Source organism: Pseudomonas sp. 13B_3.2_Bac1 (assembly GCF_025466205.1).
In the GTDB taxonomy this organism is placed as follows: domain Bacteria; phylum Pseudomonadota; class Gammaproteobacteria; order Pseudomonadales; family Pseudomonadaceae; genus Aquipseudomonas; species Aquipseudomonas fluorescens_H.
In genome coordinates this window covers 20,741-45,321 of the sequence record NZ_JANLOG010000081.1, presented here as the reverse complement: position 1 = coordinate 45,321, position 24,581 = coordinate 20,741, and the positions used below count along the sequence as shown (strand labels likewise).

The window sequence follows — 24,581 nt, the reverse complement described above, 5'->3', positions numbered from 1 at the left end:
AGCCGACTAGTGCAAAATCACCGGCGCGGTATCACGCGGCAGATTGTTGCGCTGCTGCGCCTCACGCGGCTGCTCGTACCCGCCGCCACCGAGCTGCATGCTCAGTTGCCCGGCGACGTCTTCGCCGAGCGCTTTCGACACGTCACGCACCACCCGAGGGCGGTTCAGCGAGATCTTGATGTCGCGGCCGTTCACCAGTTTGGTGTCCTGCGCTTCGCCCATCGCCGTGAAGGCCGAAGTGATCTCGTAGGTCTTGGTGTTGATCAGGCTGAAATCGGCCACCAGCGTCAGGCCCAAAACCGCCGAATAGCTGTCGGTGTGCGCCAGCTCGTTCATGTCCTGGGTGAAGTCGATGTCCGACACGGTGCCGAACAGCACATAGTCGGCGCCCTTGAAGTTGCCGGCCTTGATCCGCTTGATCACGTCGTACACGTCACCCTTGGACGACGCGGTGTACGGCGTGCCCTGCACCAGCTGAAACATCCCGGTGCGGAGGATTTCACCCTTGATGTCGCCGGTGAATTTACGCAGCTCACCTTGTTCGATGTAGCTGGTGGTCGCTTCCAGCTCGTTGTAGTTCGAGGAACCACTGGAGCTGTAATAACCCTCGCGATAATTGTTCTGCGCCGAAACGATGTGGATGTACTGCTCCACCCGTTCCTGATACGCCAGATCCGTTACCGCGACTTTCGGGGCCGCTTGCACGCTGAACGCGCAAGCCAGGGCCATCATGCCAATCCATGTGCGCATCAATTAACGCTCCGTGGTTTTGCGGATCTCTTTTTCGTCCATCCACTCGGCCAGACCGCTTTCAACGTCGATCAGTTGCAGGCTGAATTTGTAGAAGACGTCCTTGTAATCGCTGCTGCGCTTGACGATCGAGCTGATCGAGCCTTCCAGGCGATATTTGGCAGCGATCATGTTGCCGGTCTTGGCCACGGTGCTCTTCTTGTACAGACCGCTCTGGTTTTGCAGCTTGAGCTGATCGACCTGGCTCTGCATCGCGGTGTTGTCGCTGGCGAAGCGGGCGGTGCCGGACTTCATCAGCTGAGTCTTGATGCTGGTGGTGATTTCGCGGGTATCGATGTACTCGCTGGTCTTGTTCTTCACGTCGTAGACCTGCACCACCGGGCGGCCCTGCAGGATGCCGGACTGGGCCAGCGAACGGGTCATCGATTCGGCGATCATTTGCAGGTCGGTCGAACCGAATTCGTTGGTCACGGTTTCAACCGCTTTGGTGTCGCCGTAGCTGATGTTCTTGCTGCCCAGGGTCGGCGAGGTGTTGGCGCAACCGGAAGCCAGCAGGGCGAGGACGGCGATCAAGGAAAAGCGTGCAAACATGGGAATGCTCTCTAAAACAGGAATAGGGTGGCGGACTTAAGGCGTCTTGAGTTCCAGGCGGAAATCCACGGCTTTCGGGGTCGGGGCGATGCCCTGGATGAAGCTGGTCTGGGCGCCGTACATCATCTGGCTTTTCCAGACTTCTTCCTCGGCGACCGGGAAACCTTCCGGGCCCAGCCAGGCGAAGCGGTAGTAGAACGTCTTGTTGCTGTTGAGGGTGTTGGTCAACTGCACATTGACGGTCATGAAGCCGTTCTCGCGGGCGACGCGCATGGCGCCAACCGCGATGTGTTTCTGCGGGCCCATGGCCACGACCTTGCTCGCGGCGCTGCCCGGCTCCGGTGGTGGCGGGGTGGCGCAGCCGCTGGCCAGGACGGCGAGAGCGGCAACGGCGAAGAGTTTCAAGCGCATGCAAAGACTCCGTTCTTAAGGTTGTTTGAGGCTGGCGACGTTGGTCGCGCCGGCGCTCGGGATGACGTGGGCGGCGAGGCCCGCAGCGAACACCTGATTGCCCACGGCGCGCAGGCTGATCACCTGGTAGCGCTGATCGACGGTGACCTTGACCACCGAGCCACCGACGGCGCTCGGCAGACTGACCTGGTGTTCGCCTTTCTTCAAGCGCAGACGCACCACTTGGGTGTTGTCCGGCAGGGTGCGCCACGTACGGGTATCGGCACCTTCCAGCACAGCTGAAGAAATACCCACGGCGAGGCCGGCCAGCGGGTTGGTTTCGTTGATCTTCTTCTGCGCCACGCCTTTGGTGATCGCGCGCACGGTGGTGCGGACGATGATCCCCGGCATGTCATCGCGCAGGGCGCGACGGGACATGGCGGTGGTGCTGTTGAGGGCGGTCAGGTTGACTTGCTGGCCATCGACGCCAATCTGCGCGAACGGTGCAGTGGAGGTGTCAGGCTTGATGATCGGGAACGACAGCGGGGTGATCACCACGTTGTTGGAGATCGGCAACGGCAGCGGCACGCGGATCGAGTCACGCGCCGGCGCCAGACCGCTTTGCACCACGATCAGGATGTCGCTGTCGTCGCTCTTGGTCGGCTTGTCGAGATTGACCAGCGCCTGCTCCAGCAGCGGCGTGTTCGGACGCAGTTCGGCGGCTTTACGGTAGCCCGGCGCAGCCAGGTCTTTCTCGCCCAGGGCTTCGTAGACGAAACCGGCCAGGTAATGGCTGAACGCACTCTGGTAGCTGTTTTTCAGGCTGACCACTTCTGGCGCATCGAGGCTGGCGACCGGGTAACCCTGCAGATCCTTGTACTGAGTCTTGATGCCTTCTTTTTCGGCCTCTTCCTCGCTCTTGAGGTATTCCTTGTCACGCAGGTCGGCGATCACCGCTTCACGTTCGTGAGTCTTCTTGATCGCGGTGCGGGCGCCGTCGAAGTCGTTGACCGCCAGCAGGTTGAGGGCCATCTGCGTGGTCAGCATGACTTTTTCGTAGTCGTAGCCTTCGTAGCGGCGGACCTTGTCATTAACGATGAAGCTGCCGAACTGCGCCAGGTATTTGCCGGAGTCGAGCTTGACCGCGTCTTCCCACTGCCCGACCACCTGATCGGCGCTGGTCCAGGCGTTCTGGCTGCCGGACAGGTCGCCCTTGGCGCGTAGCAACTCACCTTTCTCGAAGTAATAGAGCAAGTCTTTGTCGGGGCCGGTGTTGTTTTTTTCCAGCAGGGTCAGCGCGGCATCGACGTTGCCGGTGGCCAGTTGCTGGTTGGTCTGGGCCAGTTCCGAATCGTAGTTGCGAAACGCCGAACAGCCGGACAGCAGGGTGACAGCGCTGAGCGCGATCAAGGTGGGAGTGCGCAATGCCATGGGGGTACTTCTTCCCTGAGCTAGAAACTGCATCAGCCGCCGGTGCTGGTCGGGCTGGTGTGACCCATCGACAGTGGCGCTGGCCTCCTGCCAATTCCTCATAACCAGAGGAGCTTTTATGCCGCGTCGCTATAGCGCGGGCGCGGCATTATAAGCGGGCGATGCTGGCCATGTAATAGCTTTTTAATCGCACTTGTTAGTTTGGTGCCATTACTTATTTCACGGCGGATACGCGATTTCCCACCGACATGGCAGGTTGAAAAGCGCTGCCGTTTGCGTAAATCCGCTCGCCCAGCACGCGAAAGCCGATCATCTGGCGATTCTGGTCGATGCGGATGTTCAGTGGAGCGCCTGAAGTGTTCGGCAGGCTGATCTGGTGCTCGCCCTTTTTCAGACGCAGGCGCACGACCTGTGTCAGGTTGGGCAGGGTGCGCCAGGTGCGGGTGTCGGCCTGCTCGAAACCATCCCACTGGGTGACGTAGGAGGCCTTGGCCGGATTGCGGCGATTGTCGGTACCTTGAACGTCCGCCGCGAGGAACGCCCGGTAGGTGGTGCGCTGGATAATCCCGGGCATGTCGTCACGCAGTGTGCGCAAAGACATATCGGTGATGCTGTTGACCGCGATCAGCTTTTTCTCGCGACCGTCGATGCGGACCTGATTGAACGGCGCGGTGGAGTTATCCGGCACCATCACCGGGAAGGAAATGTTGGCGACGATCACCTGACCGTCCTTGAGCTGCACCGGATACGGTACGCGCACCGAGCTGCGGGCCGGTGCCAGACCACTTTGCACGATGATCAGCACATCGCTTTCGTCGGCCTTGAGTCCGGGGCTGTCGAGGTCGCGCAGTGCCTGTTGGAAAAACGGCATGTCCGGGCGCAGCTCGATGGCCTGACGATAACCGGGCGCCGCCAGGTCTTTTTCGCCGAGCGCCTCATAGGTGAAGCCGGCGAGGTAGTGACTGAACGCGCTCTGGTAACCGTTTTTCAGGGCAATCACTGCCGGGGATTCGAGCATCACCACCGGATAACCCTGCAGGTCCTTGTAGTGCACGCGCGCGCCCTGGGCCTTGGCCGCATCTTCGATACGTTCGTATTCCAGCTCCCGCTGCCGGGCGATCAGCGATTCGCGTTCGTGGGTTTTCTTGATGTCGGCACGGGCACCGTCGAAGTCATTCAGTGCCAATTGGTTGAGGGCCATTTGCGTGGTCAGCATGACTTTTTCATAGTCGTAGCCATCGTAGCGCCGCAGCTTGTCATTGATGATGCCGCCCCAGTGATCGCCCATCGCCGCGAGCAACTTGTCACCGGTGGTCTCGATCGTGTCCTGGCGCTCGATGATCATCTGCTCGGCGCTGCGCCAGGTTGTCTGGCTCTGCGGCAGCGCGCCGCCGGCGCTGAGGACGGCGCCCTTTTCGAAGTAGTAGAGCAGGTCTTTTTCCGGATCCGGGTTGTGCGCTTCGATCAGCGCCAGGGCGCCGTCGATATTGCCGGCCTTGAACTGGTCGGTGGTCTGTTGCAGTTCCAGGTCGTAGTTGCGATACGCGGCGCAGCCGCTCAGTTGCACAACAGCGGTGATCAACAGGGGCAGCAGCAAGCGGTGGCGCATGAGGGGGTTCATCCTTGAGCGGGAAATGCGACGAGGTGGCGCATTATAGGCGGCAATAGTGGCCAAGTGATGCGTGGTTTTTGTTTGCTGATTGCACAGATCATTTGGATCACGCGGTGGATTTACCGGTGGGATGGATGCGGGGTTTGGGCTAGCCTTGCTGGCCTGACGCTTAACCATTGCGGGACTTCAATGAATCAACTGCAAGCCATGCGCGCGTTTCGTTGCATCGTCGAGTGTCGCGGGTTCAGCGCCGCTGCCGAGCGCCTCGACACCACTCACTCGACGATCTCCCGACAGTTGCAGCAGCTGGAAAGCGAACTCGGCACGCGGCTGATCAATCGCAACACTCGTGGGTTCAACCTGACCACGGCGGGGCAGCAGTATTACGCGGCGTGCGTGGACATTCTCGAACGCCTCGATCAAGCCGCGCTGGCGGTCGGTCAGGCCCATGAAAGCCCCAGCGGTCTGCTGCGCATCAGTGCACCGATGGTGATCGGTACGCTGGAACTGGCGAGCTGGCTGCCGGCATTCCAGCAGCGCTATCCCGAGATTGAGGTGGACCTCTCCTGCGATGACCGTTTCGTCGATCTGATCGCCGAGGGCTTCGATGTAGCCCTGCGCATCTGCGGACCCCTGGCCGATTCATCCATGGTGGCGCGGTTGCTGACCGTCTCGGACATGTTGCTGGTGGCTTCGCCGGCTTACGTGGCGCGCAATGGTCTGGTACGTCTGGTGCGCGAACTCGCCGAGCATCAGTTGCTGGCGTTTGCCGGTGGCAGCGACTGGACGCTGACCGATGCGCGCGGGCTCACCAGCAGCGTGCGCGCGCAGGGCCGCTTCAAGGCCGATTCGATCAGTGCGTTGCATGCTGCCGCGCTGGCCGGGGTCGGCATCGCCGCGTTCACCCGGGCCACGGTGCAGGAGGATCTGCTCAGTGGTCGGCTGGTGCAGATCCTGCCCAACTACAACCTGGGGCAGCGCCACTATTACGCGCTCTATCCGCATGCCCGGCACGTCGCGCTGAAGGTGCAGGTGTTCGTCGAGTTCATGATGGAGCATTACCGCAACACACCCGTCGCGCTGCGTTAAAACGCCACGAGACATCGACAGAGCTTGAGTGAAAAGCGTTCGAAGTGAACAATATGTAACTTCGCATTTCCATTTGAGACTCATTCATGACTGCCGCGTCCCGATTCCTGGCCTGGCTGGTGTTCCCTCTGTTTGCCCTGAGCAGTTCCAGCCTGCTGGCCGACACCGTGGAAGGCGCCCCGCAGGCGCTGCACCTGCTCGATTACATCAGCGCCGACTACCCGCCGACGGTCGAGGCGGGCAAGGTCGTCGACGACGGCGAGTACCGTGAGCAACTGGAATTCACCCAGGTGTTGCAGGGGTTGATCGGCGGCCTGCCAGCCAAACCGGAGAAGGCGGCGCTGGAGCAGGGCGTCGAGGCCTTGCATGCGGCTATCACCGCGAAGCAGGACGGCGCTGAAGTCGCGCGTCAGGCCCGGCAACTGGGGGCGCAACTGGCGGTGGCGTATGAAGTCAGCCAGGCGCCGATCATCACTCCCGATCCGACCCGGGGCGCGCCGCTGTACGCCCAGAACTGCTCGGTGTGCCACGGCGCCAGCGGTGCCGGCGACGGCCCGGCGGGCCTCGGCATGACGCCGCCGCCGGCCAATCTGCGCGATGCCGCACGCATCGATCACCTGAGCCTGTACGCGATCTACAGCACCCTCGGCCAAGGCGTCGAAGGCACCGACATGCCGGCGTTCGCCGATCAACTGGACGACCGTCAGCGTTGGGATCTGGCGACCTACATTGCCGGTTTCAGTGCCGACCCGGCCGCAGCCAAGTCCGACAAGACCTTCAACATCGCTGATCTGGCGCGCCAGACCCCGGCCGAGGTGCAGGCCGCCGAAGGCCCGCAAGCGGCGGCGACCTTCCGTGCCCAGCGCGCCCAGCCACCGCAGGTCAAGCGCGGCCCGGCGCAGTTGCTCGATTACACCGCCGCCACGCTGGACAAGAGCCTGGCCGCGTATCGTGCCGGTGATCACGATCAGGCCTATGACCTGTCGGTGGCGGCGTATCTGGAAGGCTTCGAACTGGTCGAAAGCTCGCTGGATAACGTCGACGCCAACGTGCGCAAGGACACTGAAAAATCGCTGATGGCCTACCGTCAATCGTTGCAGGACGGCTTGCCGGTGGCGCAGGCCGAACAGCGTCTGGACGCGGCCAAGGGCAAATTGAAAGAGTCCGCGGAACTGCTCGGCAGCGATGGCCTGAGCTGGTCGCTGAGCTTCATTTCCGGCCTGCTGATTCTGCTGCGTGAAGGCCTCGAAGCGATTCTGGTGCTTGCGGCGATCCTCGCGTTCCTGCGCAATACCGGCCAGCAGTCGGCAGTGCGCAGCGTCAACATCGGTTGGGGCCTGGCGTTGCTCGCCGGGCTTGGCACCTGGGCGCTGGCGGCGTATGTGATCGACGTCAGCGGCTCGCAGCGGGAACTGCTTGAGGGCGCTACGGCGCTGTTCGCCAGCGTCATGGTGCTGTGGCTCGGCGTGTGGATGCACGACCGGCGGCACGCGGCGGCCTGGCAGGATTACATCAAGCAGAGTCTGGTGGGCGGCGGCGGGCGTTTCGGCTTCGCGATCCTCGCGTTCTTCTCGGTGTACCGCGAGTTGTTCGAAGTGATCCTGTTCTACGAAACCCTGTGGCTGCAGGCCGGCCCCGCCGGGCACGACGCGGTGCTGGCCGGTGGTGCGACGGCGCTGGTGCTGCTGATCGGTCTGGCCTGGGTGATCCTGCGCGGCTCGGCGAAACTGCCGCTGACGTTGTTCTTCAGCATCAACGCCGGTCTGCTCTGTGCGCTGTCGGTGGTGTTTGCCGGGCATGGTGTGAAAGCGCTGCAGGAAGCCGGGATCTTTGGCACGCGGCCAGTGGCGTTCTTTGAATTCGACTGGCTGGGGATTCATGCCGATGCCTATTCGCTGACGGCGCAGGCGCTGGCGATTCTGGCGATTGTTGTGTTGTATGGGCGCAGCCGGATGGCCGAGAAGCGGCGGGTCGTCGCTTAAAAAGCATTCGCTGGCGCTCACATTCGCGGGCAAGCCCGCTCCCACAGGATTAGCGTTAACCTTGTGGGAGCGTGGCTTGCCCGCGATGCTTTTAAGAGAGGAAAAGAAGATGCGTGTATGGATCGATGCCGACGCCTGCCCCCGGGCCGCCAAGGATCTGGTGGTGAAGTTCGCCCTCAAGCGCCAGTTCGAAGTGGTGCTGGTGGCCGGGCAGCCGCAGACCAAACCGGGGCTGGCCATCGTCAAACTGATCGTGGTGCCCAGCGGCCCGGATGCGGCGGACGATTATCTGGTCGAGCACGCCGTGCCCGGAGAGCTGGTGATCTGCAGCGATATTCCGCTGGCCGATCGTCTGGTGAAGAAAGGCGTGGCGGCGCTGGATCCGCGCGGCAAGGAGTTCGACGCGCAGAACATGGGCGAGCGCCTGGCGGTGCGCAACCTGTTCACCGACCTGCGCGAACAGGGCCAGATCAGCGGCGGCCCGGCGCCGTTCGGCGAACGCGAGAAGCAGGCGTTTGCCAATGCGCTGGACCGCATCCTCACGCGGCTGATCCGCAAACCCTGAGCCAAACACAAATCCCATGTGGGAGCGGGCTTGCTCGCGAAGGCGTCGTATCAGACAACATTGATTGGAATGACACACCGCTTTCGCGAGCAAGCCCGCTCCCACATTTCGCTCTGCATGCAGTCAGAGATCAAACATCGTTCTCGTGGGTGAGTTCGAGCACTCGGTCGACCAGTTTGTTGATCCCCGAAGCCGCTTCACTGATGTTCTGCGCCAGCATGTAAGCCGGGGTCGTCACCAGTTTGCGTGCCTTGTCTTCGATGATGTCGGTCACCGCGCAGTCTTCGTGGGTGGCGCCCATCTTGTTCATCGCGGTAGCAGTGTCGGCGTCATTGCCGATGGTGCAGGTCACGCCCGGGCCGTAGATCTTTGCCGCCAGTGCCGGCGAGATGCACATCAGGCCTACCGGTTTACCCGCTTCGGCAAACGCTTCGGCCAGTTCCAGCACTTGCGGCTGCACGCTGCAGCCGGCGCCTTCGACGGCGAAATTCGAGAGGTTCTTCGCCGCACCAAAACCGCCAGGCACGATCAGCGCGTCGAAGTCATCGACGTTGGCCTCGCGGATGTCCTTGATGTTGCCGCGGGCAATGCGCGCTGACTCGACCAGCACATTGCGCGTCTCGGGCATTTCTTCACCGGTCAGGTGATTGATTACATGCAATTGCGCGATGTTCGGGGCGAAGCATTGCACCTGCGCGCCACGTTGATCCAGGCGCAGCAGGGTGATGACGCTCTCGTGGATCTCGGCGCCGTCGTACACGCCGCTGCCGGACAGGATCACTGCAACTTTTTTGCTCATGGGTTTCTCTCCAGGTTCATGGCGCTAAATGTCCACTAAATTGTCGCGCGTTGCCATAGGGGGAAAGAACGGCTACACCTAGGATCTGTCCATAGAATCCGACCGGGGCGCGCCATGGACTTCATTCTGTATGCAGTGCCGTTTTTCTTCGTGCTGATGGCCGCCGAGCTGCTTGCCGATCGCTGGCGCGGGACCAGCCACTATCGCCTCGCCGATTCGGTCAACAGCCTCAGCGCCGGGGTGTTGTCGACCACCACCGGCCTGCTGACCAAGGGGGTTGGGCTGCTGACGTATGCGTTTGCCCTGGATCATCTGGCGCTGATCAGGTTGTCGGCGGACAGCCTCTGGGTCTGGGTGCTGGCCTTCGTCTTCTATGACTTCTGCTATTACTGGCTGCACCGGTTGGGCCATGAGCGCAACATTCTCTGGGCCGCGCACTCGGTGCATCACCAGAGCGAGGAGTACAACCTCTCCACGGCGTTGCGCCAGACCAGTACCGGTTTTCTGCTGGGCTGGATCTTCTATTTGCCGATGGCCGTGCTCGGCGTGCCGCTGCTGGTGTTTGTCAGCGTCGCGGCGATGAATCTGCTGTATCAGTTCTGGGTGCACACCCGGCACATTCCCAAGCTCGGCGGGTTCGAGTGGTTCTTCGTTACGCCATCCAATCATCGGGCCCACCATGCACAGAACGCTCTCTACATGGATCGCAACTACGGCGGGGTGTTCATTCTTTGGGATCGGCTGTTCGGCACATTCCAGGAAGAGGACGATAACGAGCCAGTGATATTCGGTGTGACCACGCCGCTGGCGAGCTGGAATCCGCTGTGGGCCAACGTGCAGTTTTATGCGCAGCTGTGGGACGACGCCCGCCGCGCCGAACGTCCGTGGGACAAGCTGCGAATCTGGTTCATGCGCACTGGCTGGCGTCCGGCGGATGTCGCGGCCAAGTACCCGCTGAACAAACCGGACCTGAGCCGCTTCCGCAAATTCGAAGTGCCGCTCGACAGCCGCCGCCAGTGGTATGTGGCCTTGCAGTTCTGCGTCTATATCGCGCTGGGCAGTTACCTGATGGGGCAGGCGCAGCATCTGCCGATCGCCGCGTTGCTGCTGGGTTGGGGCGCGGTGGCGTGGGGGTTGTTTGTGCTGGGGGTGGCGCTGGAGAGTCGCCCATGGGCGTTGTCGGTCGAGCTGCTGCGGCTGGCGTCGAACCTGCCGCTGGTGTGGCTGGCGCCGCTGCTCGGGCTATGGCCGGCCAGCCCGTTGGCCTGGGCTGGTTTGCTCGGTTACAGCCTGCTCAGCGGCATCGGGCTGTATGGCTGTCGCCAGCGTGTTACTCGGCTGGCGTCTTAGGTTCGGCGGGTTTGGCTTGCTCCGCTTGAAGCAGGTGCGCCGCTTTTGCGGCTTGCTCGTCGGCGTAAACCTGCTTGGCCAGGCGCGCATTCTTGAAGCGGCGACGCAGCCACAGGCCGACACCCAGTACCAACAGCGCGCCGAGCACCCACAGTTCGTACTTCTTGATGCTGCCGAGCATGCCTTCGAGCACCGCACCGAAGTGGTAGGCGGCGGCCGCGAGGGCGCTGGCCCAGATTGCCGCACCGATGCCGTTGAGCAGCAGATAACGTCCCGGCGGATACCCCGACAGGCCGATCGCCACCGGCATCACCGTGCGCAGGCCATAGACGAAGCGAAAGCTCAGGACCCAGATGTCCGGGTGCTTGCGGATGTGTTCCAGCGCGCGGTCGCCCATCATCTGCCAGCGCGGTTTGCGCGCCAGTAATTTGCGCCCGTGCTTGCGCCCTAGGAAGTACCACAGCTGATCGCCGGCATAGCTGCCGAAGAACGCCACGACCACCACCAGGTTGATGTCCATGTATCCACGGAACGCGAGGAAGCCTGCGAGCACCAGGATGGTTTCGCCTTCGAAGAACGTGCCGAGGAACAAGGCAAAGTAGCCGAAGTCATGCAGAAATTGTTGGAGCATTGTCTGGGTGCTGGCGAAATGAACGCGCAGCCTAACCCTTCGGACACATTCAGGAAAGTGTCGAAATGTGTCTCGACGTGAACAATTCCTACGCTGACAATGGAATGCGGCTACATGTCACGGGGTGCGCACAACTGTAATCTGTTGGTCATAATGGCCGCTTATAACTGTCACGCTCGCCCGTTTGCGCGGGCTCAGGAGTCTGCCGTGAGCTTTACCCCTGCCAACCGTTTGTTTCCAGCCACGCGTTTGCGCCGCAACCGTCGTGATGATTTTTCGCGCCGGCTGGTTCGGGAAAACGTACTGACGGTCGATGACCTGATCCTGCCGGTGTTCGTGCTTGAGGGTGAAAACCGTCGCGAAGCCGTGGCCTCGATGCCCGGTGTCGAACGTCTGACCATCGATCTGCTGCTTGAAGAGGCGGCGCAATGGGTCGAACTGGGGATCCCGGCGCTGGCGCTGTTCCCGGTCACGCCAACCGAATTGAAATCCCTCGACGCTGCCGAAGCCTGGAACCCGCAGGGCATTGCCCAGCGCGCCACCCGCGCCTTGCGTGAGCGTTTCCCGGAATTGGGAGTGATCACCGACGTCGCGCTTGATCCGTTCACCACCCACGGTCAGGACGGTATTCTCGACGAAGATGGCTACGTGCAGAACGACATCACCGTCGACGCACTGGTCAAACAGGCTTTGTCCCACGCCGAGGCCGGCGCTCAGGTCGTGGCGCCGTCGGACATGATGGACGGTCGCATCCAGGCGATCCGCGAGGCGCTGGAGCTGGCCGGTCACGTCAACGTGCGGATCATGGCCTACTCGGCCAAGTACGCCAGCGCCTATTACGGGCCGTTCCGCGATGCCGTGGGTTCGGCAGCGAATCTGGGCAAGGCCAACAAGGCCTCCTATCAGATGGACCCGGCCAACAGCGACGAAGCGCTGCACGAAGTCGGTGCGGACTTGTCTGAAGGCGCGGACATGGTCATGGTCAAACCCGGCATGCCGTACCTGGACATTCTTTTCCGGGTAAAAGATGCCTTCAAGGTGCCGACCTTCGTCTATCAGGTTAGCGGCGAATACGCCATGCACATGGCGGCGATCCAGAATGGCTGGTTGAGCGAGGCGGTGATTGTCGAATCACTGACCGCCTTTAAACGTGCCGGCGCTGATGGCATCCTGACTTACTTTGCTGTCCGTGCCGCTCAATTGTTACGAGAGCAGAAATAGCCCTCCCAGGAACATTCGATGAATACCGAAGGACTCACTGAAACTGCAGTAAAAGAAGCTCAACCGGTGGTGGAGCAAATCACCGAAACCCCGCCGGAACTGGAGCCTGCGCCACCCGCGCCGGTCACCGAACCCGTCGCGGCGGCGCCAGTGATTGCGATCCCGGGCCTAGATGACAGCAGCCTGTACATCCACCGCGAGCTCTCGCAACTGCAGTTCAACATCCGCGTGCTGGAACAGGCGCTGGACGAGTCCTATCCGTTGCTGGAGCGGCTGAAGTTCCTGCTGATCTTCTCCAGCAACCTCGACGAATTCTTCGAGATCCGCGTCGCCGGCCTGAAGAAGCAGATCACTTTCGCCCGCGAACAGGCCGGTGCCGACGGTCTGCAACCGCATCAGGCGCTGGCGCGGATCAGCGAGCTGGTGCACGGTCACGTTGACCGCCAGTACGCGATTCTCAACGACATCCTGCTGCCGGAGCTGGAAAAGCATCAGGTGCGCTTCATCCGTCGCCGTCACTGGACGACCAAGATCAAGACCTGGGTGCGCCGCTACTTCCGCGATGAGATCGCACCGATCATCACCCCGATCGGCCTCGACCCGACGCACCCGTTCCCGTTGCTGGTGAACAAGAGCCTGAACTTCATCGTCGAACTGGAAGGCATCGACGCCTTCGGTCGCGATTCCGGTCTGGCGATCATCCCGGCACCGCGTCTGCTGCCACGGATCATCAAGGTTCCGGAGGAAGTCGGCGGCCCGGGCGACAACTATGTGTTCCTCTCGTCGATGATCCACGCCCACGCCGATGACCTGTTCCAGGGCATGAAGGTCAAGGGCTGCTACCAGTTCCGCCTGACCCGAAACGCCGACCTGGCGCTCGACTCCGAAGACGTCGAAGACCTGGCGCGCGCCCTGCGTGGCGAGCTGTTCTCGCGGCGCTACGGTGATGCGGTGCGTCTGGAAGTCGCCGACACCTGCCCGAAACACCTGTCGGACTATCTGCTCAAGCAGTTCAACCTGAGCGAGACCGAGCTGTATCAGGTCAACGGCCCGGTCAACCTGACCCGTCTGTTCAGCATCACCGGTCTGGACAGCCATCCGGAGCTGCAATACACGCCGTTCACCCCGCAGATCCCGAAACTGCTGCAGAACAGCGAGAACATTTTCAGCGTGGTGAGCAAACAGGACATTCTGTTGCTGCACCCGTTCGAGTCGTTCACCCCGGTGGTCGACCTGTTGCGCCAAGCCGCCAAAGATCCGCATGTATTGGCCGTGCGCCAGACCCTGTACCGTTCCGGCGCCAACTCGGAAATCGTCGATGCGCTGGTGGACGCCGCGCGTAACGGCAAGGAAGTGACCGCGGTGATCGAACTGCGCGCACGCTTCGACGAAGAGTCCAACCTGCAACTGGCCAGCCGTCTGCAAGCGGCCGGTGCGGTGGTGATTTACGGCGTGGTCGGCTTCAAGACCCACGCCAAGATGATGCTGATCCTGCGTCGCGAGGCCGGCGAGATCGTGCGTTACGCGCACCTCGGCACCGGTAACTACCACGCCGGCAACGCCCGTCTGTACACCGACTACAGCCTGCTGACCTCCGACGACGCGCTTTGCGAAGACGTCGGCAAACTGTTCAGTCAGTTGATCGGCATGGGTAAAACCCTGCGCATGAAGAAGCTGCTGCATGCGCCGTTCACCCTGAAGAAGGGCATGCTCGACATGATTGCCCGGGAGACCCAGTTCGCCCTCGATGGCAAACCGGCGCACATCATCGCCAAGTTCAACTCGCTGACCGATCCGAAGATCATCCGCGCGCTGTACAAGGCCAGCCAGTCCGGCGTGCGCATTGATCTGGTGGTGCGTGGCATGTGCTGCCTGCGTCCGGGCATCGCCGGGGTTTCGCACAACATCCATGTGCGCTCGATCATCGGTCGCTTCCTCGAGCACACCCGGGTGTTCTACTTCCTCAATGGTGGCGAGGAGCAGATGTTCCTCTCCAGCGCCGACTGGATGGAGCGCAACCTCGACAAGCGCGTCGAGACTTGCTTCCCGGTGGAAGGCAAGAAGCTGCTGACCCGCGTCAAGAAAGAGCTGGAGCTGTACCTGACCGACAACACCCACAGCTGGAGCCTGCAGTCGGATGGCCGTTACATCCGCAACACGCCAACCGGCAACCAGAACCCGCGCAGTGCGCAGGCGACGTTGCTGGAGCGGCTGGGCAGCCCGATTCTGCCGGTGAGCAGCTGAGGCCTTGAAGGTCAAAAACCCCTCACCCTAACCCTCTCCCCGAGGGAGAGGGGACTGACCGAGATGAATGGTCGAGTTACGCCGACCCGAAATATCGGGTCGAAGTCAGGTTTTGAAAACAACACGGATCGGCTCCCTCTCCCTCGGGAGAGGGCTGGGGTGAGGGGCAGGTCCACACCCGCACTCAAGTCGAACCCAATAAAAAAGGCGATCCAGAAGGATCGCCTTTTTTGCAGCTGAAATTTAACTCAGTGAACAGTGAGGACAATCCCCACCCGCGTCAGCCAGTCGGCTTCGAGACCAAAGTCGGCCTGAGTCAGCTGATTCTCATCCAGCCAATTCTCCGGGAATTCCACGTCGAGGTTGTCGCCCTTGGCATGCAGCGTCACTTGCGGCATCGCCTGGGTACCACGGATGTGGTGGAACAGGATCGCGAAGCGCAGCAGCACACAGAGGCGGATCAGCTTGTCGCCGTCGTCACCGAATTCGGCGAACTTGTCCTTGGGGATGTTGCGGCGATGGCCGCGCACCAGCAGCGCGAGCATTTGCTGGTCTTCTCGGGAGAACCCGGCCAGATCCGAGTGCTCGATCAGGTAGGCGCCGTGCTTGTGGTAGTGGTAGTGCGCGATGTCGAGGCCGACTTCGTGGACTTTCGCCGCCCAGCCCAGCAGTTCACGCCAGATGCCGTCGTCCAGTTCCCAGTCTTTGGCGACCTGATCGAAAGCGTGCAGGGCTTTACGTTCTACCCGCGCGGCCTGTTCCAGGTCGACGTGGTAACGCTCCATCAGCGAAGTCAGGGTGCGCTCGCGCACGTCTTCGTGGTGATGGCGGCCGAGCAGGTCGTAGAGCACGCCTTCACGCAGCGCGCCTTCGCAGTGATCCATGAGTTGCAGTTCGAGGGCATCGAAGATCGCCTCGAGAATTGCCAGACCTGCGGGGAAGATCGCCCGACGGTCAGGTTTGATGCCTTCGAAGTCGATCTTGTCGACGTCACCCAGTTTGAACAGACGACGCTTGAGCCACGCCAAACCTTCGGCATTCACTTCGCCGGTGCCATGCCCGCCGGCCTTCAGCGCCAGACCGATGGCGCGGATGGTGCCCGAGGAGCCGATGGCTTCATCCCAGGTCAGGCGGTGCAGGGCGTGTTCGATGCTCATGATCTCCAGCCGTGCCGCGGTATACGCCTGGGCGTAACGGGCCGGGGTGATCTTGCCGTCCTTGAAGTAGCGCTGGGTGAAGCTGACGCAGCCCATTTGCAAGCTTTCGCGCAGCAAGGGCTCGAAGCGCTGACCGATGATGAATTCGGTACTGCCGCCGCCGATGTCGGCCACCAGGCGCTTGCCCGGGGTGTCGGCGAGGGTGTGCGAAACGCCCAGATAAATCAGCCGCGCTTCTTCACGGCCGGAGATGACTTCCACCGGGTGACCGAGGATTTCTTCGGCGCGGTGGATGAATTCCAGGCGATTGCGCGCTTCGCGCAAGGCGTTGGTGCCGACGATCCGCACGGCGCCCAGCGGCATGCCGTTGATCAGTTGGGCAAAACGCTTGAGGCAGTCGAGGCCACGCTGCATCGATTCTTCGTTGAGATGGCGCTCATCGTCGATACCGGCGGCGAGCTGCACTTTCTCTCCGAGGCGCTCCAGGATACGGATTTCACCGTTCTGGGCCTTGGCCACGACCATGTGGAAGCTGTTGGAGCCCAGGTCGATTGCGGCGATCAGGGACAGATTCTTGGCTTTGGATTGCGGCATGGTCTGGGGGTCTCGGTCGATAACCCCGCCATCGTGCCACGATCAAACGCTGGCGCCAACGCGCATGGCTCAAACCGTTGATCCAACACAGCTTCTGTGGCGAGGGAGCTTGCTCCCGCTGGGCTGCGAAGCGGCCCTGAAGCCATTCACCTTGATATTCAGGTAAATCGCGGTCGGCGGGTTTCACGACTGCTGCGCAGCCGAGCGGGAGCAAGCTCCCTCGCCACAGGAGCGTGCCGGCTCAGTTGGCGGCTTCCACGGTGCCAATGAAATTCGCCAGCTCCGCCGTCTGCGGATGGGCGAACAACACCTGCGGATCCCCCACCTCATGCACCTTGCCATGGTGCATGAACACCAGTTTGTCACCGACTTCCCGGGCAAAGCGCATTTCGTGGGTGACCATGATCAGCGTCATGCCTTCCTTGGCCAGTTGGCGCACCACAGCGAGCACTTCGTTGACCAGTTCCGGGTCCAGCGCCGAGGTGATTTCGTCGCACAGCAGGACTTTCGGCGACATCGCCAGTGCCCGGGCAATCGCTACGCGCTGTTGCTGTCCACCGGACAAACGATCCGGGAAGGCGTCGAACTTCTCCCCCAGCCCGACGCGTTCGAGCATCTTGCGCGCCAGCTCCGCAGCCTTGGCCTTGGGTACTTTCTGCACCACCTGCGGCGCGAGCATCACGTTTTCGCCGACGGTCAGGTGCGGGAACAGGTTGAACTGCTGAAACACCATGCCGACTTTCTGCCGCAGGCTGCGCAGGTCGGCGCGGGCGGCGTCGAGGTATTCGCCGTCGACTTCGATCACCCCGTCGTTGATCGACTCCAGGCCATTGAGGGTGCGCAGCAGGGTGGATTTGCCCGAGCCGCTGCGGCCGATGATTGCCACCACCTGGCCTTCCTCGACACTGAGGTCGATGCCTTTGAGTACGTGGTGATCGCCGTAGTATTTATGCAGGGCGGAAATTCTAAGCAGAGGCATGCAGTCTCCTTTCCAGGTAGCGCGCACTGAGCGACAAGGGGTAGCAGAGCAGGAAGTAGCCGAGGGCGACGAGGCCGTAGACCATGAACGGTTCGAAGGTGGCGTTGGCGAGCATGCCGCCGGTCTTGGTCAGCTCGGTGAAACCGATGATCGAGGTCACCGCAGTGCCCTTGACCACTTGCACCGAGAAGCCCACGGTCGGCGCCACGGCGATGCGCAGCGCCTGCGGCAGGATCACGTAGCGCAACTGCTCCAGCGGATTCAGCGCCAGGCTCGACGAGGCTTCCCACTGGCCATTGGGGATCGCTTCGACGCAGCCGCGCCAGATCTCCGCCAGATAGGCACTGGTAAACAGCGTCAAGGCAATCGCCGCCGCCATCCACGGCGAGATTTCGATCCCGGCCAGCGCCACGCCGAAGAAAACCAGAAACAGCTGCATCAGCAACGGTGTGCCCTGGAACAACTCGATCCAGGTGCGGGCGATGTTGCTCGGCAAGCGGTTTTTCGAAATGCGCATCACCAGAATCAGCAGCCCGACGAGGCCGCCGCCGATGAACGCTACCAGCGACAGCGCCAGCGTCCATTGCAGGCCGGTGAGCAGGTTGCGCAGGATGTCCCAGAAGGTGAAGTCGCTCATCGGCTGCTCCTCGCGATATAGCGGCGGCCGACCCAGTTCAGCAGCTGGCGGATCAGCAGCGCCATGCACAGGTAGATCAGCGTGGTCAGCGCATAGGTTTCAAAGGCGCGGAAGTTGCGTGATTGAATGAAGTTGGCGGCGAAGCTCAGCTCCTCGGTGGCGATTTGCGAACACACCGCCGAGCCGAGCATGACGATGATGATCTGGCTGCTCAGGGCCGGCCAGACCTTGCCCAGCGCCGGCAGCAGGATCACGTGACGGAACGCCTCGAAACGGCTCATCGCCAGTGCGGCGGCGGCCTCCAGTTGTCCGCGCGGAATCGCCTGGATGCCGGCGCGGATGATCTCGGTCGAATACGCACCGAGGTTGATCACCATCGCCAGCACCGCCGCCTGCCACTCGGAAATCTGCACCCCGAGCGACGGCAGGCCGAAGAAGATGAAGAACAGTTGCACCAGAAACGGCGTGTTGCGGATCAACTCGACGTAGACGCCGAAGATTGCCGAGAACGGGCGGATGTTCCACGCCCGCACCAGCGCGCCGACAATGCCCACGCCGACCCCGAATAGCGCGCCAATCGCCGTCAGCTCCAGGGTAAACAGTGCGCCGCGCAGCAACAGATCGGTGTTTTGCAGCACCGGCATGAAATCGAACTGATAAGCCATCAATTGTCTCCCGCGCGATCGATCAGAGATCGGCCGGCAGCGGCTCTTTGAGCCAGGTCTGCGAGTTTTTCTCCAGCGCGCCGTCAGCCTTGGCGGTGGCGAGGATCTCGTTGACCTTGCCCAGCAGCGCCGGCTCGTTCTTGTTCACGCCAACGTAGACCGGCGAATCCTTGAGCTTCACTTTCAGCGCCGGTACGCGTTTCGGGTTCTTCTCGCTGATGGCGACCATCACCACGTTGCCGCTGGCGATCAGGTCGACTTGCCCGGCGAGGTAGGCGGCGATGGTCGAGTTGTTGTCTTCGAAACGCTTGATGGTCACGCCTTCGGGGGCGACCTTGGTCAGCTCAATGTCTTCGATAGCGCCACGAGTGACGCTGATGGTCTTGCCTTTGAGGTCGTCGAGGCTGCTGATGGCCGCGTCCGGCGGGCCGAACACGGCGAGGTAGAACGGCGCGTAGGCGTTGGAGAAGTCGATGACTTTCTCGCGCTCCGGGTTCTTGCCCAGGCTGGAGATCACCAGGTCGACCTTGCCGGTGGTCAGGAACGGGATGCGGTTGGTGCTGTTGACCGGGGTCAGTTCAAGTTTGACCTTGAGTTGGTCGGCCAGCAGCTTTGCCGTATCGATATCCAGGCCGCGGGGTTTCATGTCCGGGCCGACCGAGCCGAATGGCGGGAAGTCCTGGGGCACCGCGACTTTCAGCGTGCCGCGTTTGACCACGTCGTCCAGACCGTCGGCGTGGGCGGGGGCCTGGCTCAGCAGCAGGCTGGCAAACAGGGCGGTGAGGAGGGCGCTGTAACGCAGGCTCATGGCAAATCTCCGGATCGGCGGGAAGTGTTTTCTGCGATCGGACAGAGCACGCGCCGTGCCAATACCCGGATTTATCCCCGGCAGGCCGCGGGTTTGCCGGGTTTGTTCGGTCTTACTGGTCTGAACAGTCAGGTGGTTTTTCGCACCTCGATAGCGCATCGACAGCGGACGCCGAACCCCGCTGGGGCACGACTTGCCGGATCCGGCGAATAGCTTTACAACTAGCCGCACCTTGGCCTGGCTCGTCTGAAAAAACATGAACTCGATCTCCCGTGCGGTACCCGAAGTGGCGCTGCAAGCGATCCGCAAACTGATCACCGAACAGGGTTTCGGCGTGGGCGATGCGTTGCCGTCGCAACGGGACCTGGCGGTGCAACTGGGGGTCAGCCGCGCGTCGTTGCGTGAGGCGCTGTCGTCGCTCAGTGCGCTGGGCGTGGTCAGCATCCAGCCGGGCAAAGGCGTGTTCGTGCAGGCGCCGGTGGAACTTGGGCACGGTGAAAATGCCCCGGGTTGGCCGTTTGCGGCGCAGGCCTCGCCGCTGGATATCTTTCAGTTGCGCTATGCACTGGAGGGTTTTGCCGCCGGGTTGGCGGCGGTGACCTTGAGCACGTTCGATCTGGATGCGCTGGAGGACAACGTTGCGGCGATGCGCGAGCAATTGAAGGCTGGGGACTTCGAGGCCGCGGCGAAACTCGACTTCGAATTCCACCGGCGCATTCTGCTGGCCAGCGGCAATCAGGCGATGCTGAGCATCCTCACCGCCAGCGCCGAAATCTTTCTCGAGAGTCAGAAACTACCGTTCATCCGCGCCGAACGGGCGATGGAAACCTGGCAGGAGCACCGCAAGATCCTTCGTGCCCTGGCGCGCCGGGCGTCCGCTGCCGCCCAGAAAGCCATGCAGGAGCACGTGCGCAACGCGGCACTGCGCACCGGGATCGCCTTCATCGCCCCCGCCACCGCGTGACTTGAGCTATACCCAGACTCATGGGGCGCCATAGCAAGACTCAATCATCTGCGGCTTCCTGAACAAGGGAAGGGCGGATATGATGGGCCACGTTTTTTTGCTTACAACCTGGAGAATTCCATGAGCAGCGATCTTATCAAACACGTTAGCGACGCCAGCTTCGAAGCCGACGTACTCAAGGCCGAAGGCGCTGTACTGGTCGACTACTGGGCTGAATGGTGCGGCCCTTGCAAAATGATCGCTCCGGTTCTGGACGAGATTGCCGAGACTTACAAAGGCAAGCTGACCGTCGCCAAACTGAACATCGACGAAAACCAGGAAACCCCGGCCAAGCACGGCGTGCGTGGTATCCCGACGCTGATGCTGTTCAAGAACGGCAACGTTGAAGCGACCAAGGTCGGCGCTCTGTCGAAGTCGCAACTGGCTGCTTTCCTCGACGCCAACATCTAAGCGTCGCTGCAAAGTGCCCTGAAAAAGCCCCGCAAATTGCGGGGCTTTTTGCGTATTCAGGGCTAGACGCTCCGAAATTCAGGTGGTACATTCGGCCCCGCACTGGTTTCTCCACTGCCCCCTGCTAGCCGTCGCCGACGCACTCCTTTTCGAACAAGTTCGCGATCCTGTCGCCTTCTCCGCGGCGCGGCCTCATTAAGCCAAAAGCTTAATTTCCCCCCTCCATAAATGATTACGTCATTCCTATATGAATCTGACTGAACTCAAGCAAAAGCCGATTACCGAACTGCTCGAATTGGCCGAACAGATGGGCATAGAGAATATGGCCCGTTCGCGCAAGCAGGACGTGATTTTCTCCCTGCTGAAAAAGCACGCGAAAAGCGGCGAGGAAATCTCCGGTGATGGCGTGCTGGAGATTCTCCAGGACGGCTTCGGCTTCCTGCGCTCCGCTGACGCTTCCTACCTCGCCGGCCCGGACGATATCTACGTCTCGCCGAGCCAGATCCGTCGTTTCAACTTGCGCACCGGTGACACCATCGTTGGCAAGATCCGCCCTCCGAAGGAAGGCGAGCGTTACTTCGCTCTGCTCAAGGTCGACACGATCAACTTCGATCGTCCGGAGAACGCGAAGAACAAGATTCTCTTCGAGAACCTGACCCCGCTGTTCCCGACCGTGCGCATGAAGATGGAAGCCGGTAACGGTTCCACCGAAGACCTGACCGGTCGTGTGATCGACCTGTGCGCCCCGATCGGCAAAGGCCAGCGTGGTCTGATCGTTGCACCGCCGAAAGCCGGTAAAACGATCATGCTGCAGAACATCGCGGCGAACATCGCCCGGAACAATCCTGAAGTTCACCTGATCGTGCTGTTGATCGACGAACGTCCGGAAGAAGTGACCGAAATGCAGCGCACCGTGCGTGGCGAAGTGGTTGCCTCGACCTTCGACGAGCCGCCGACCCGTCACGTGCAGGTTGCCGAAATGGTGATCGAGAAGGCCAAGCGCCTGGTCGAACACAAGAAGGACGTGGTGATCCTGCTCGACTCCATCACCCGTCTGGCCCGTGCCTACAACACCGTGATCCCGAGCTCCGGCAAGGTGCTGACCGGTGGTGTTGACGCCCACGCCCTGGAGAAACCGAAGCGTTTCTTCGGTGCTGCGCGCAACATCGAAGAAGGCGGCTCGCTGACCATTATCGCCACCGCGCTGGTTGAAACCGGCTCGAAGATGGACGAAGTGATCTACGAAGAGTTCAAGGGTACCGGCAACATGGAACTGCCGCTGGACCGCAAGATTGCGGAAAAGCGCGTCTTCCCGGCCATCAACATCAACCGTTCCGGCACCCGCCGCGAAGAGTTGCTGACCGCCGACGACGAACTGCAGCGAATGTGGATCCTGCGCAAGCTGCTGCACCCGATGGACGAAGTGGCTGCCATCGAGTTCCTGGTCGACAAGCTGAAAACGACCAAGACCAACGACGAGTTCTTCCTGTCGATGAAGCGCAAGTAAGACGAAAGCTGTTTAAAAAGAGCGCCCCGCAAGGGCGCTTTTTTTTGTATCGGTATATTTGTATCTGGATTGAAATTTGTACGACTGATAACTTTCGCCCTTTCCTTGGACTTTGTATCCGAAAAACGAGAAAGGGCTTTCATGCACACGTTTGGCAATCGCCGTGATATCGACGGATTACGGGCACTGGCGGTTATTCCCGTCGTACTTTTTCATTTCGGATTCAATACATTCAGTGGCGGCTTTGTCGGCGTTGATGTGTTCTTCGTCATCTCCGGCTTCCTGATCACCACCATCCTGTTCCGTGAAATCAGTGCACAGCGTTTCAGCTTCGTTGATTTCTGGGCGCGCCGTGCCCGCCGCATCATTCCTGCCCTGACCGTGGTGATGCTGGTCACGCTGGCGTTCGGCTGGCTGCTGCTGACAGCCAAAGACTTTGCCGAACTGGGACGAACGGTGCGCTATCAGTCGCTGTTCATCTCCAACATTCTGTTCATGCGCGAGGACGGCTACTTTCAGCCTGCCTCCGATCTGAAGCCGCTGCTGCATACCTGGTCGCTGGCGGTGGAGGAGCAGTACTACATATTCTTCCCGTTGCTGATGGCAGCCCTGATTCGTTATGCCCGTCATTGGCGCTGGATGTTGTTCGCCGTGCTGCTGTTGTCGTTCGGCCTGAATATTCATCACATCGGGTACAAGCCGGAATTCACCTTCTTTTCACTGCCAACCCGGGCCTGGGAACTGCTCTGTGGCGCCATGCTGGCAGTGATCCCGCCGCCAAGGCAGGCCGTGCGTGGCTGGGTTTACCAAGGGGTGGGACTCGCCGGTCTGGCGGCGGTGCTGGTCGCGGTGTTCACGTTCGACAAGTCCACCGTGTTCCCGGGCTGGGCCGCGCTGTTGCCGGTCCTGGGCACCACGGCGCTGATCTGGTCGGGTGCGCAAGGGCCGAGCTGGACGGCGCGCCTGTTGAGTCTGCGTGCGCTGGTCTGGGTCGGTTTGCTCTCTTACTCGCTGTACCTGTGGCACTGGCCGGTCTATGTCTACGCCAACGCCATTTCCATCGACGGTATTCAGCCGCTGGAGGCGCTGGGCTGGATTGCCCTGTCGCTGGGCCTGGCGTGGCTGAGCCTGCGCTATGTCGAGTTGCCGTTCCGGGAGAAGCGTCTGCTCGCCAGCCGTAAGGCGGTGTTGACCGGGGCTGTCGCTGCCATCGTGGTACTGGCGACGACAGGCACGATGATCCGCGAGTCTGACGGTGTTCCGCAGCGGTTGACCGGCAAGGCCCTGGAATATGCACAGTCCCGCGAATGGCGGAACGGGCAGATGAAATGCATGTTGGTCACCCAGGACACGGTGCCGGACAAGGCCTGTCTGCTTGGTGACAATCAGGATGTACCGGCCACTCAAATGGTTTGGGGTGACAGTCACGCCGCTGCGCTGCTGCCGGCCATCGATAGCAATGCACGTCACGAAGGCCGCCCTGTCTGGTTGTTCAGCATGAGCGCCTGCTCGCCGATTATCGCCGATGACCAGCGTCAACGGTGCAAAGACTTCAACGTCCACACCATGGAAAAAGTGCGCAGCCTCGGGATCAAGGATGTGGTGCTGGCGTCCAACTGGAGCCTGTACATGTATGGTCGCGAAGACGGCGACAAAAAGGTTTTGCTCAACCCCCGGGACAATACCGCCGAAGCCGAACAACGCATGGCTGCCGGGCTCAAGGCGCGCGTGGCCGCGTTGCGAGAGGCCGGGGTGCAAGTCTGGCTGTTCAAGGATGTGCCGCTGCAACGCAAAGGCAGCATCAACCGCCTCACCAGCCTGGCGCGGATCGGGCGTTCGGCCGAGGGCCTCGGTCGCCCGCTGGAAGAACATCTGGCGCGACAGCATTTCATCAGCACGCTGTTCGACGCCATGAGCGCCGCTGACCCGGGCGTGCATGTGATCGACCCGACGCCGATGATGTGCGCGAACGGCGTTTGCAGCATTGAAGTCAACGGTCACTCGCAGTACCGGGACGAGGATCACCTGTCGGATGTCGGCAGCGCCCGATTGAGCCCGTTATTTGCGCCAATGCTGCTGGGCGCTAGCCAGAATTGAGCGATGCCGGGCACTGACGGGCTGCTGTTTGCCCGTCAGAGCAGGTAGGATGTACGCCTATTTTGAGG

Annotated in this window: 22 protein-coding genes; 10 read left to right on the top strand and 12 right to left on the bottom strand. The window is 61.4% G+C overall.

What is annotated here, in order from left to right:
- Positions 1 to 6: 6 nt before the first annotated feature.
- The 5 genes from NTD85_RS13805 to NTD85_RS13785 form a co-directional block, all read right to left on the bottom strand.
- Positions 7 to 750 carry a penicillin-binding protein activator LpoB gene (locus tag NTD85_RS13805; RefSeq protein WP_262142418.1) on the bottom strand — a complete coding sequence of 248 codons (744 nt, stop codon included), beginning with the start codon at positions 748 to 750 and terminating at the stop codon, positions 7 to 9.
- A gap of 3 nt (positions 751 to 753) precedes the next feature.
- Entirely contained in the window at positions 754 to 1,341 is a 588-nt protein-coding gene (gene lpoB, locus NTD85_RS13800; RefSeq protein ID WP_003229365.1) for a penicillin-binding protein activator LpoB, read from the bottom strand.
- Positions 1,342 to 1,377: 36 nt separating this feature from the next.
- Positions 1,378 to 1,752: a YcfL family protein gene (locus NTD85_RS13795; protein ID WP_103483665.1), complete on the bottom strand. Its 375-nt coding sequence runs from the start codon at positions 1,750 to 1,752 to the stop codon at positions 1,378 to 1,380.
- A gap of 15 nt (positions 1,753 to 1,767) precedes the next feature.
- Positions 1,768 to 3,162, bottom strand: coding sequence for a COG3014 family protein (locus NTD85_RS13790; protein WP_003229360.1), 1,395 nt, complete (start codon positions 3,160 to 3,162; stop codon positions 1,768 to 1,770).
- Between the two features lie 214 nt (positions 3,163 to 3,376).
- Positions 3,377 to 4,771, bottom strand: coding sequence for a COG3014 family protein (locus NTD85_RS13785; RefSeq protein ID WP_262142417.1), 1,395 nt, complete (start codon positions 4,769 to 4,771; stop codon positions 3,377 to 3,379).
- A 192-nt stretch (positions 4,772 to 4,963) separates the two neighbouring features.
- Here NTD85_RS13785 and NTD85_RS13780 point away from each other — a divergent pair, with 192 nt between their 5' ends.
- The 3 genes from NTD85_RS13780 (at position 4,964) to NTD85_RS13770 (ending at position 8,410) form a co-directional block, all read left to right on the top strand.
- Positions 4,964 to 5,863 (top strand): LysR family transcriptional regulator, encoded by a 900-nt coding sequence (locus tag NTD85_RS13780; protein ID WP_262142416.1) that lies wholly within the window; start codon positions 4,964 to 4,966, stop codon positions 5,861 to 5,863.
- Positions 5,864 to 5,949: 86 nt separating this feature from the next.
- Complete coding sequence (locus NTD85_RS13775) at positions 5,950 to 7,845, top strand: FTR1 family protein (RefSeq protein WP_262142415.1); 1,896 nt, start codon at positions 5,950 to 5,952, stop codon at positions 7,843 to 7,845.
- 109 nt (positions 7,846 to 7,954) lie between these two features.
- Positions 7,955 to 8,410: a YaiI/YqxD family protein gene (locus tag NTD85_RS13770; protein ID WP_103483661.1), complete on the top strand. Its 456-nt coding sequence runs from the start codon at positions 7,955 to 7,957 to the stop codon at positions 8,408 to 8,410.
- A 130-nt stretch (positions 8,411 to 8,540) separates the two neighbouring features.
- Here the strand turns inward: NTD85_RS13770 and elbB are convergent, their stop codons facing one another.
- Positions 8,541 to 9,209: an isoprenoid biosynthesis glyoxalase ElbB gene (gene elbB / locus NTD85_RS13765; RefSeq protein ID WP_103483660.1), complete on the bottom strand. Its 669-nt coding sequence runs from the start codon at positions 9,207 to 9,209 to the stop codon at positions 8,541 to 8,543.
- A 114-nt stretch (positions 9,210 to 9,323) separates the two neighbouring features.
- Here elbB and NTD85_RS13760 point away from each other — a divergent pair, with 114 nt between their 5' ends.
- Positions 9,324 to 10,559, top strand: coding sequence for a sterol desaturase family protein (locus NTD85_RS13760; protein WP_262142414.1), 1,236 nt, complete (start codon positions 9,324 to 9,326; stop codon positions 10,557 to 10,559).
- On the opposite strand, the gene NTD85_RS13755 is transcribed toward NTD85_RS13760, so the two are convergent.
- Complete coding sequence (locus NTD85_RS13755; RefSeq protein WP_262142413.1) at positions 10,540 to 11,190, bottom strand: DedA family protein; 651 nt, start codon at positions 11,188 to 11,190, stop codon at positions 10,540 to 10,542. The genes NTD85_RS13760 and NTD85_RS13755 overlap by 20 nt on opposite strands.
- Positions 11,191 to 11,397: 207 nt before the next feature.
- Between NTD85_RS13755 and hemB the strand changes: the two genes are divergently transcribed.
- Together hemB and ppk1 are read left to right on the top strand one after the other, a co-directional pair.
- Positions 11,398 to 12,411, top strand: a complete 1,014-nt coding sequence (hemB, locus tag NTD85_RS13750) for a porphobilinogen synthase (protein ID WP_003229349.1) — start codon at positions 11,398 to 11,400, stop codon at positions 12,409 to 12,411.
- An 18-nt stretch (positions 12,412 to 12,429) separates the two neighbouring features.
- Positions 12,430 to 14,655 carry a polyphosphate kinase 1 gene (gene ppk1, locus NTD85_RS13745; RefSeq protein ID WP_003229347.1) on the top strand — a complete coding sequence of 742 codons (2,226 nt, stop codon included), beginning with the start codon at positions 12,430 to 12,432 and terminating at the stop codon, positions 14,653 to 14,655.
- Between the two features lie 248 nt (positions 14,656 to 14,903).
- On the opposite strand, the gene ppx is transcribed toward ppk1, so the two are convergent.
- From ppx to NTD85_RS13720, 5 genes are all read right to left on the bottom strand, one after another.
- The gene (gene ppx, locus NTD85_RS13740) at positions 14,904 to 16,406 is read right to left on the bottom strand and encodes an exopolyphosphatase (protein ID WP_262142412.1); all 1,503 of its coding nucleotides are present in this window, start codon (positions 16,404 to 16,406) and stop codon (positions 14,904 to 14,906) included.
- A 241-nt stretch (positions 16,407 to 16,647) separates the two neighbouring features.
- On the bottom strand, positions 16,648 to 17,385 hold the full coding sequence (locus NTD85_RS13735; protein ID WP_262142411.1) for an amino acid ABC transporter ATP-binding protein: 738 nt from the start codon (positions 17,383 to 17,385) through the stop codon (positions 16,648 to 16,650).
- A complete protein-coding gene (locus NTD85_RS13730) occupies positions 17,372 to 18,022 on the bottom strand; it encodes an amino acid ABC transporter permease (protein ID WP_103483656.1) in 651 nt (216 codons plus the stop codon). The genes NTD85_RS13735 and NTD85_RS13730 overlap by 14 nt, the downstream gene beginning before the upstream one ends.
- The gene (locus NTD85_RS13725) at positions 18,019 to 18,687 is read right to left on the bottom strand and encodes an amino acid ABC transporter permease (protein ID WP_003229338.1); all 669 of its coding nucleotides are present in this window, start codon (positions 18,685 to 18,687) and stop codon (positions 18,019 to 18,021) included. The genes NTD85_RS13730 and NTD85_RS13725 overlap by 4 nt, the downstream gene beginning before the upstream one ends.
- A 22-nt stretch (positions 18,688 to 18,709) precedes the next feature.
- The gene (locus NTD85_RS13720) at positions 18,710 to 19,495 is read right to left on the bottom strand and encodes a transporter substrate-binding domain-containing protein (RefSeq protein ID WP_201136280.1); all 786 of its coding nucleotides are present in this window, start codon (positions 19,493 to 19,495) and stop codon (positions 18,710 to 18,712) included.
- Positions 19,496 to 19,751: 256 nt separating this feature from the next.
- On the opposite strand from NTD85_RS13720, the gene NTD85_RS13715 reads away from it, so the two are divergent.
- The 4 genes from NTD85_RS13715 to NTD85_RS13700 all read left to right on the top strand — a co-directional run bounded on the left by NTD85_RS13715 (position 19,752) and on the right by NTD85_RS13700 (position 24,513).
- Positions 19,752 to 20,459, top strand: coding sequence for a FadR/GntR family transcriptional regulator (locus NTD85_RS13715; RefSeq protein WP_262142410.1), 708 nt, complete (start codon positions 19,752 to 19,754; stop codon positions 20,457 to 20,459).
- Positions 20,460 to 20,579: 120 nt separating this feature from the next.
- Positions 20,580 to 20,909 (top strand): thioredoxin TrxA, encoded by a 330-nt coding sequence (gene trxA / locus NTD85_RS13710; RefSeq protein WP_003206727.1) that lies wholly within the window; start codon positions 20,580 to 20,582, stop codon positions 20,907 to 20,909.
- A gap of 247 nt (positions 20,910 to 21,156) precedes the next feature.
- Positions 21,157 to 22,416 carry a transcription termination factor Rho gene (gene rho, locus NTD85_RS13705; RefSeq protein WP_003229334.1) on the top strand — a complete coding sequence of 420 codons (1,260 nt, stop codon included), beginning with the start codon at positions 21,157 to 21,159 and terminating at the stop codon, positions 22,414 to 22,416.
- A gap of 141 nt (positions 22,417 to 22,557) precedes the next feature.
- Positions 22,558 to 24,513 (top strand): acyltransferase family protein, encoded by a 1,956-nt coding sequence (locus NTD85_RS13700; RefSeq protein WP_262142409.1) that lies wholly within the window; start codon positions 22,558 to 22,560, stop codon positions 24,511 to 24,513.
- Positions 24,514 to 24,581: the final 68 nt, after the last annotated feature.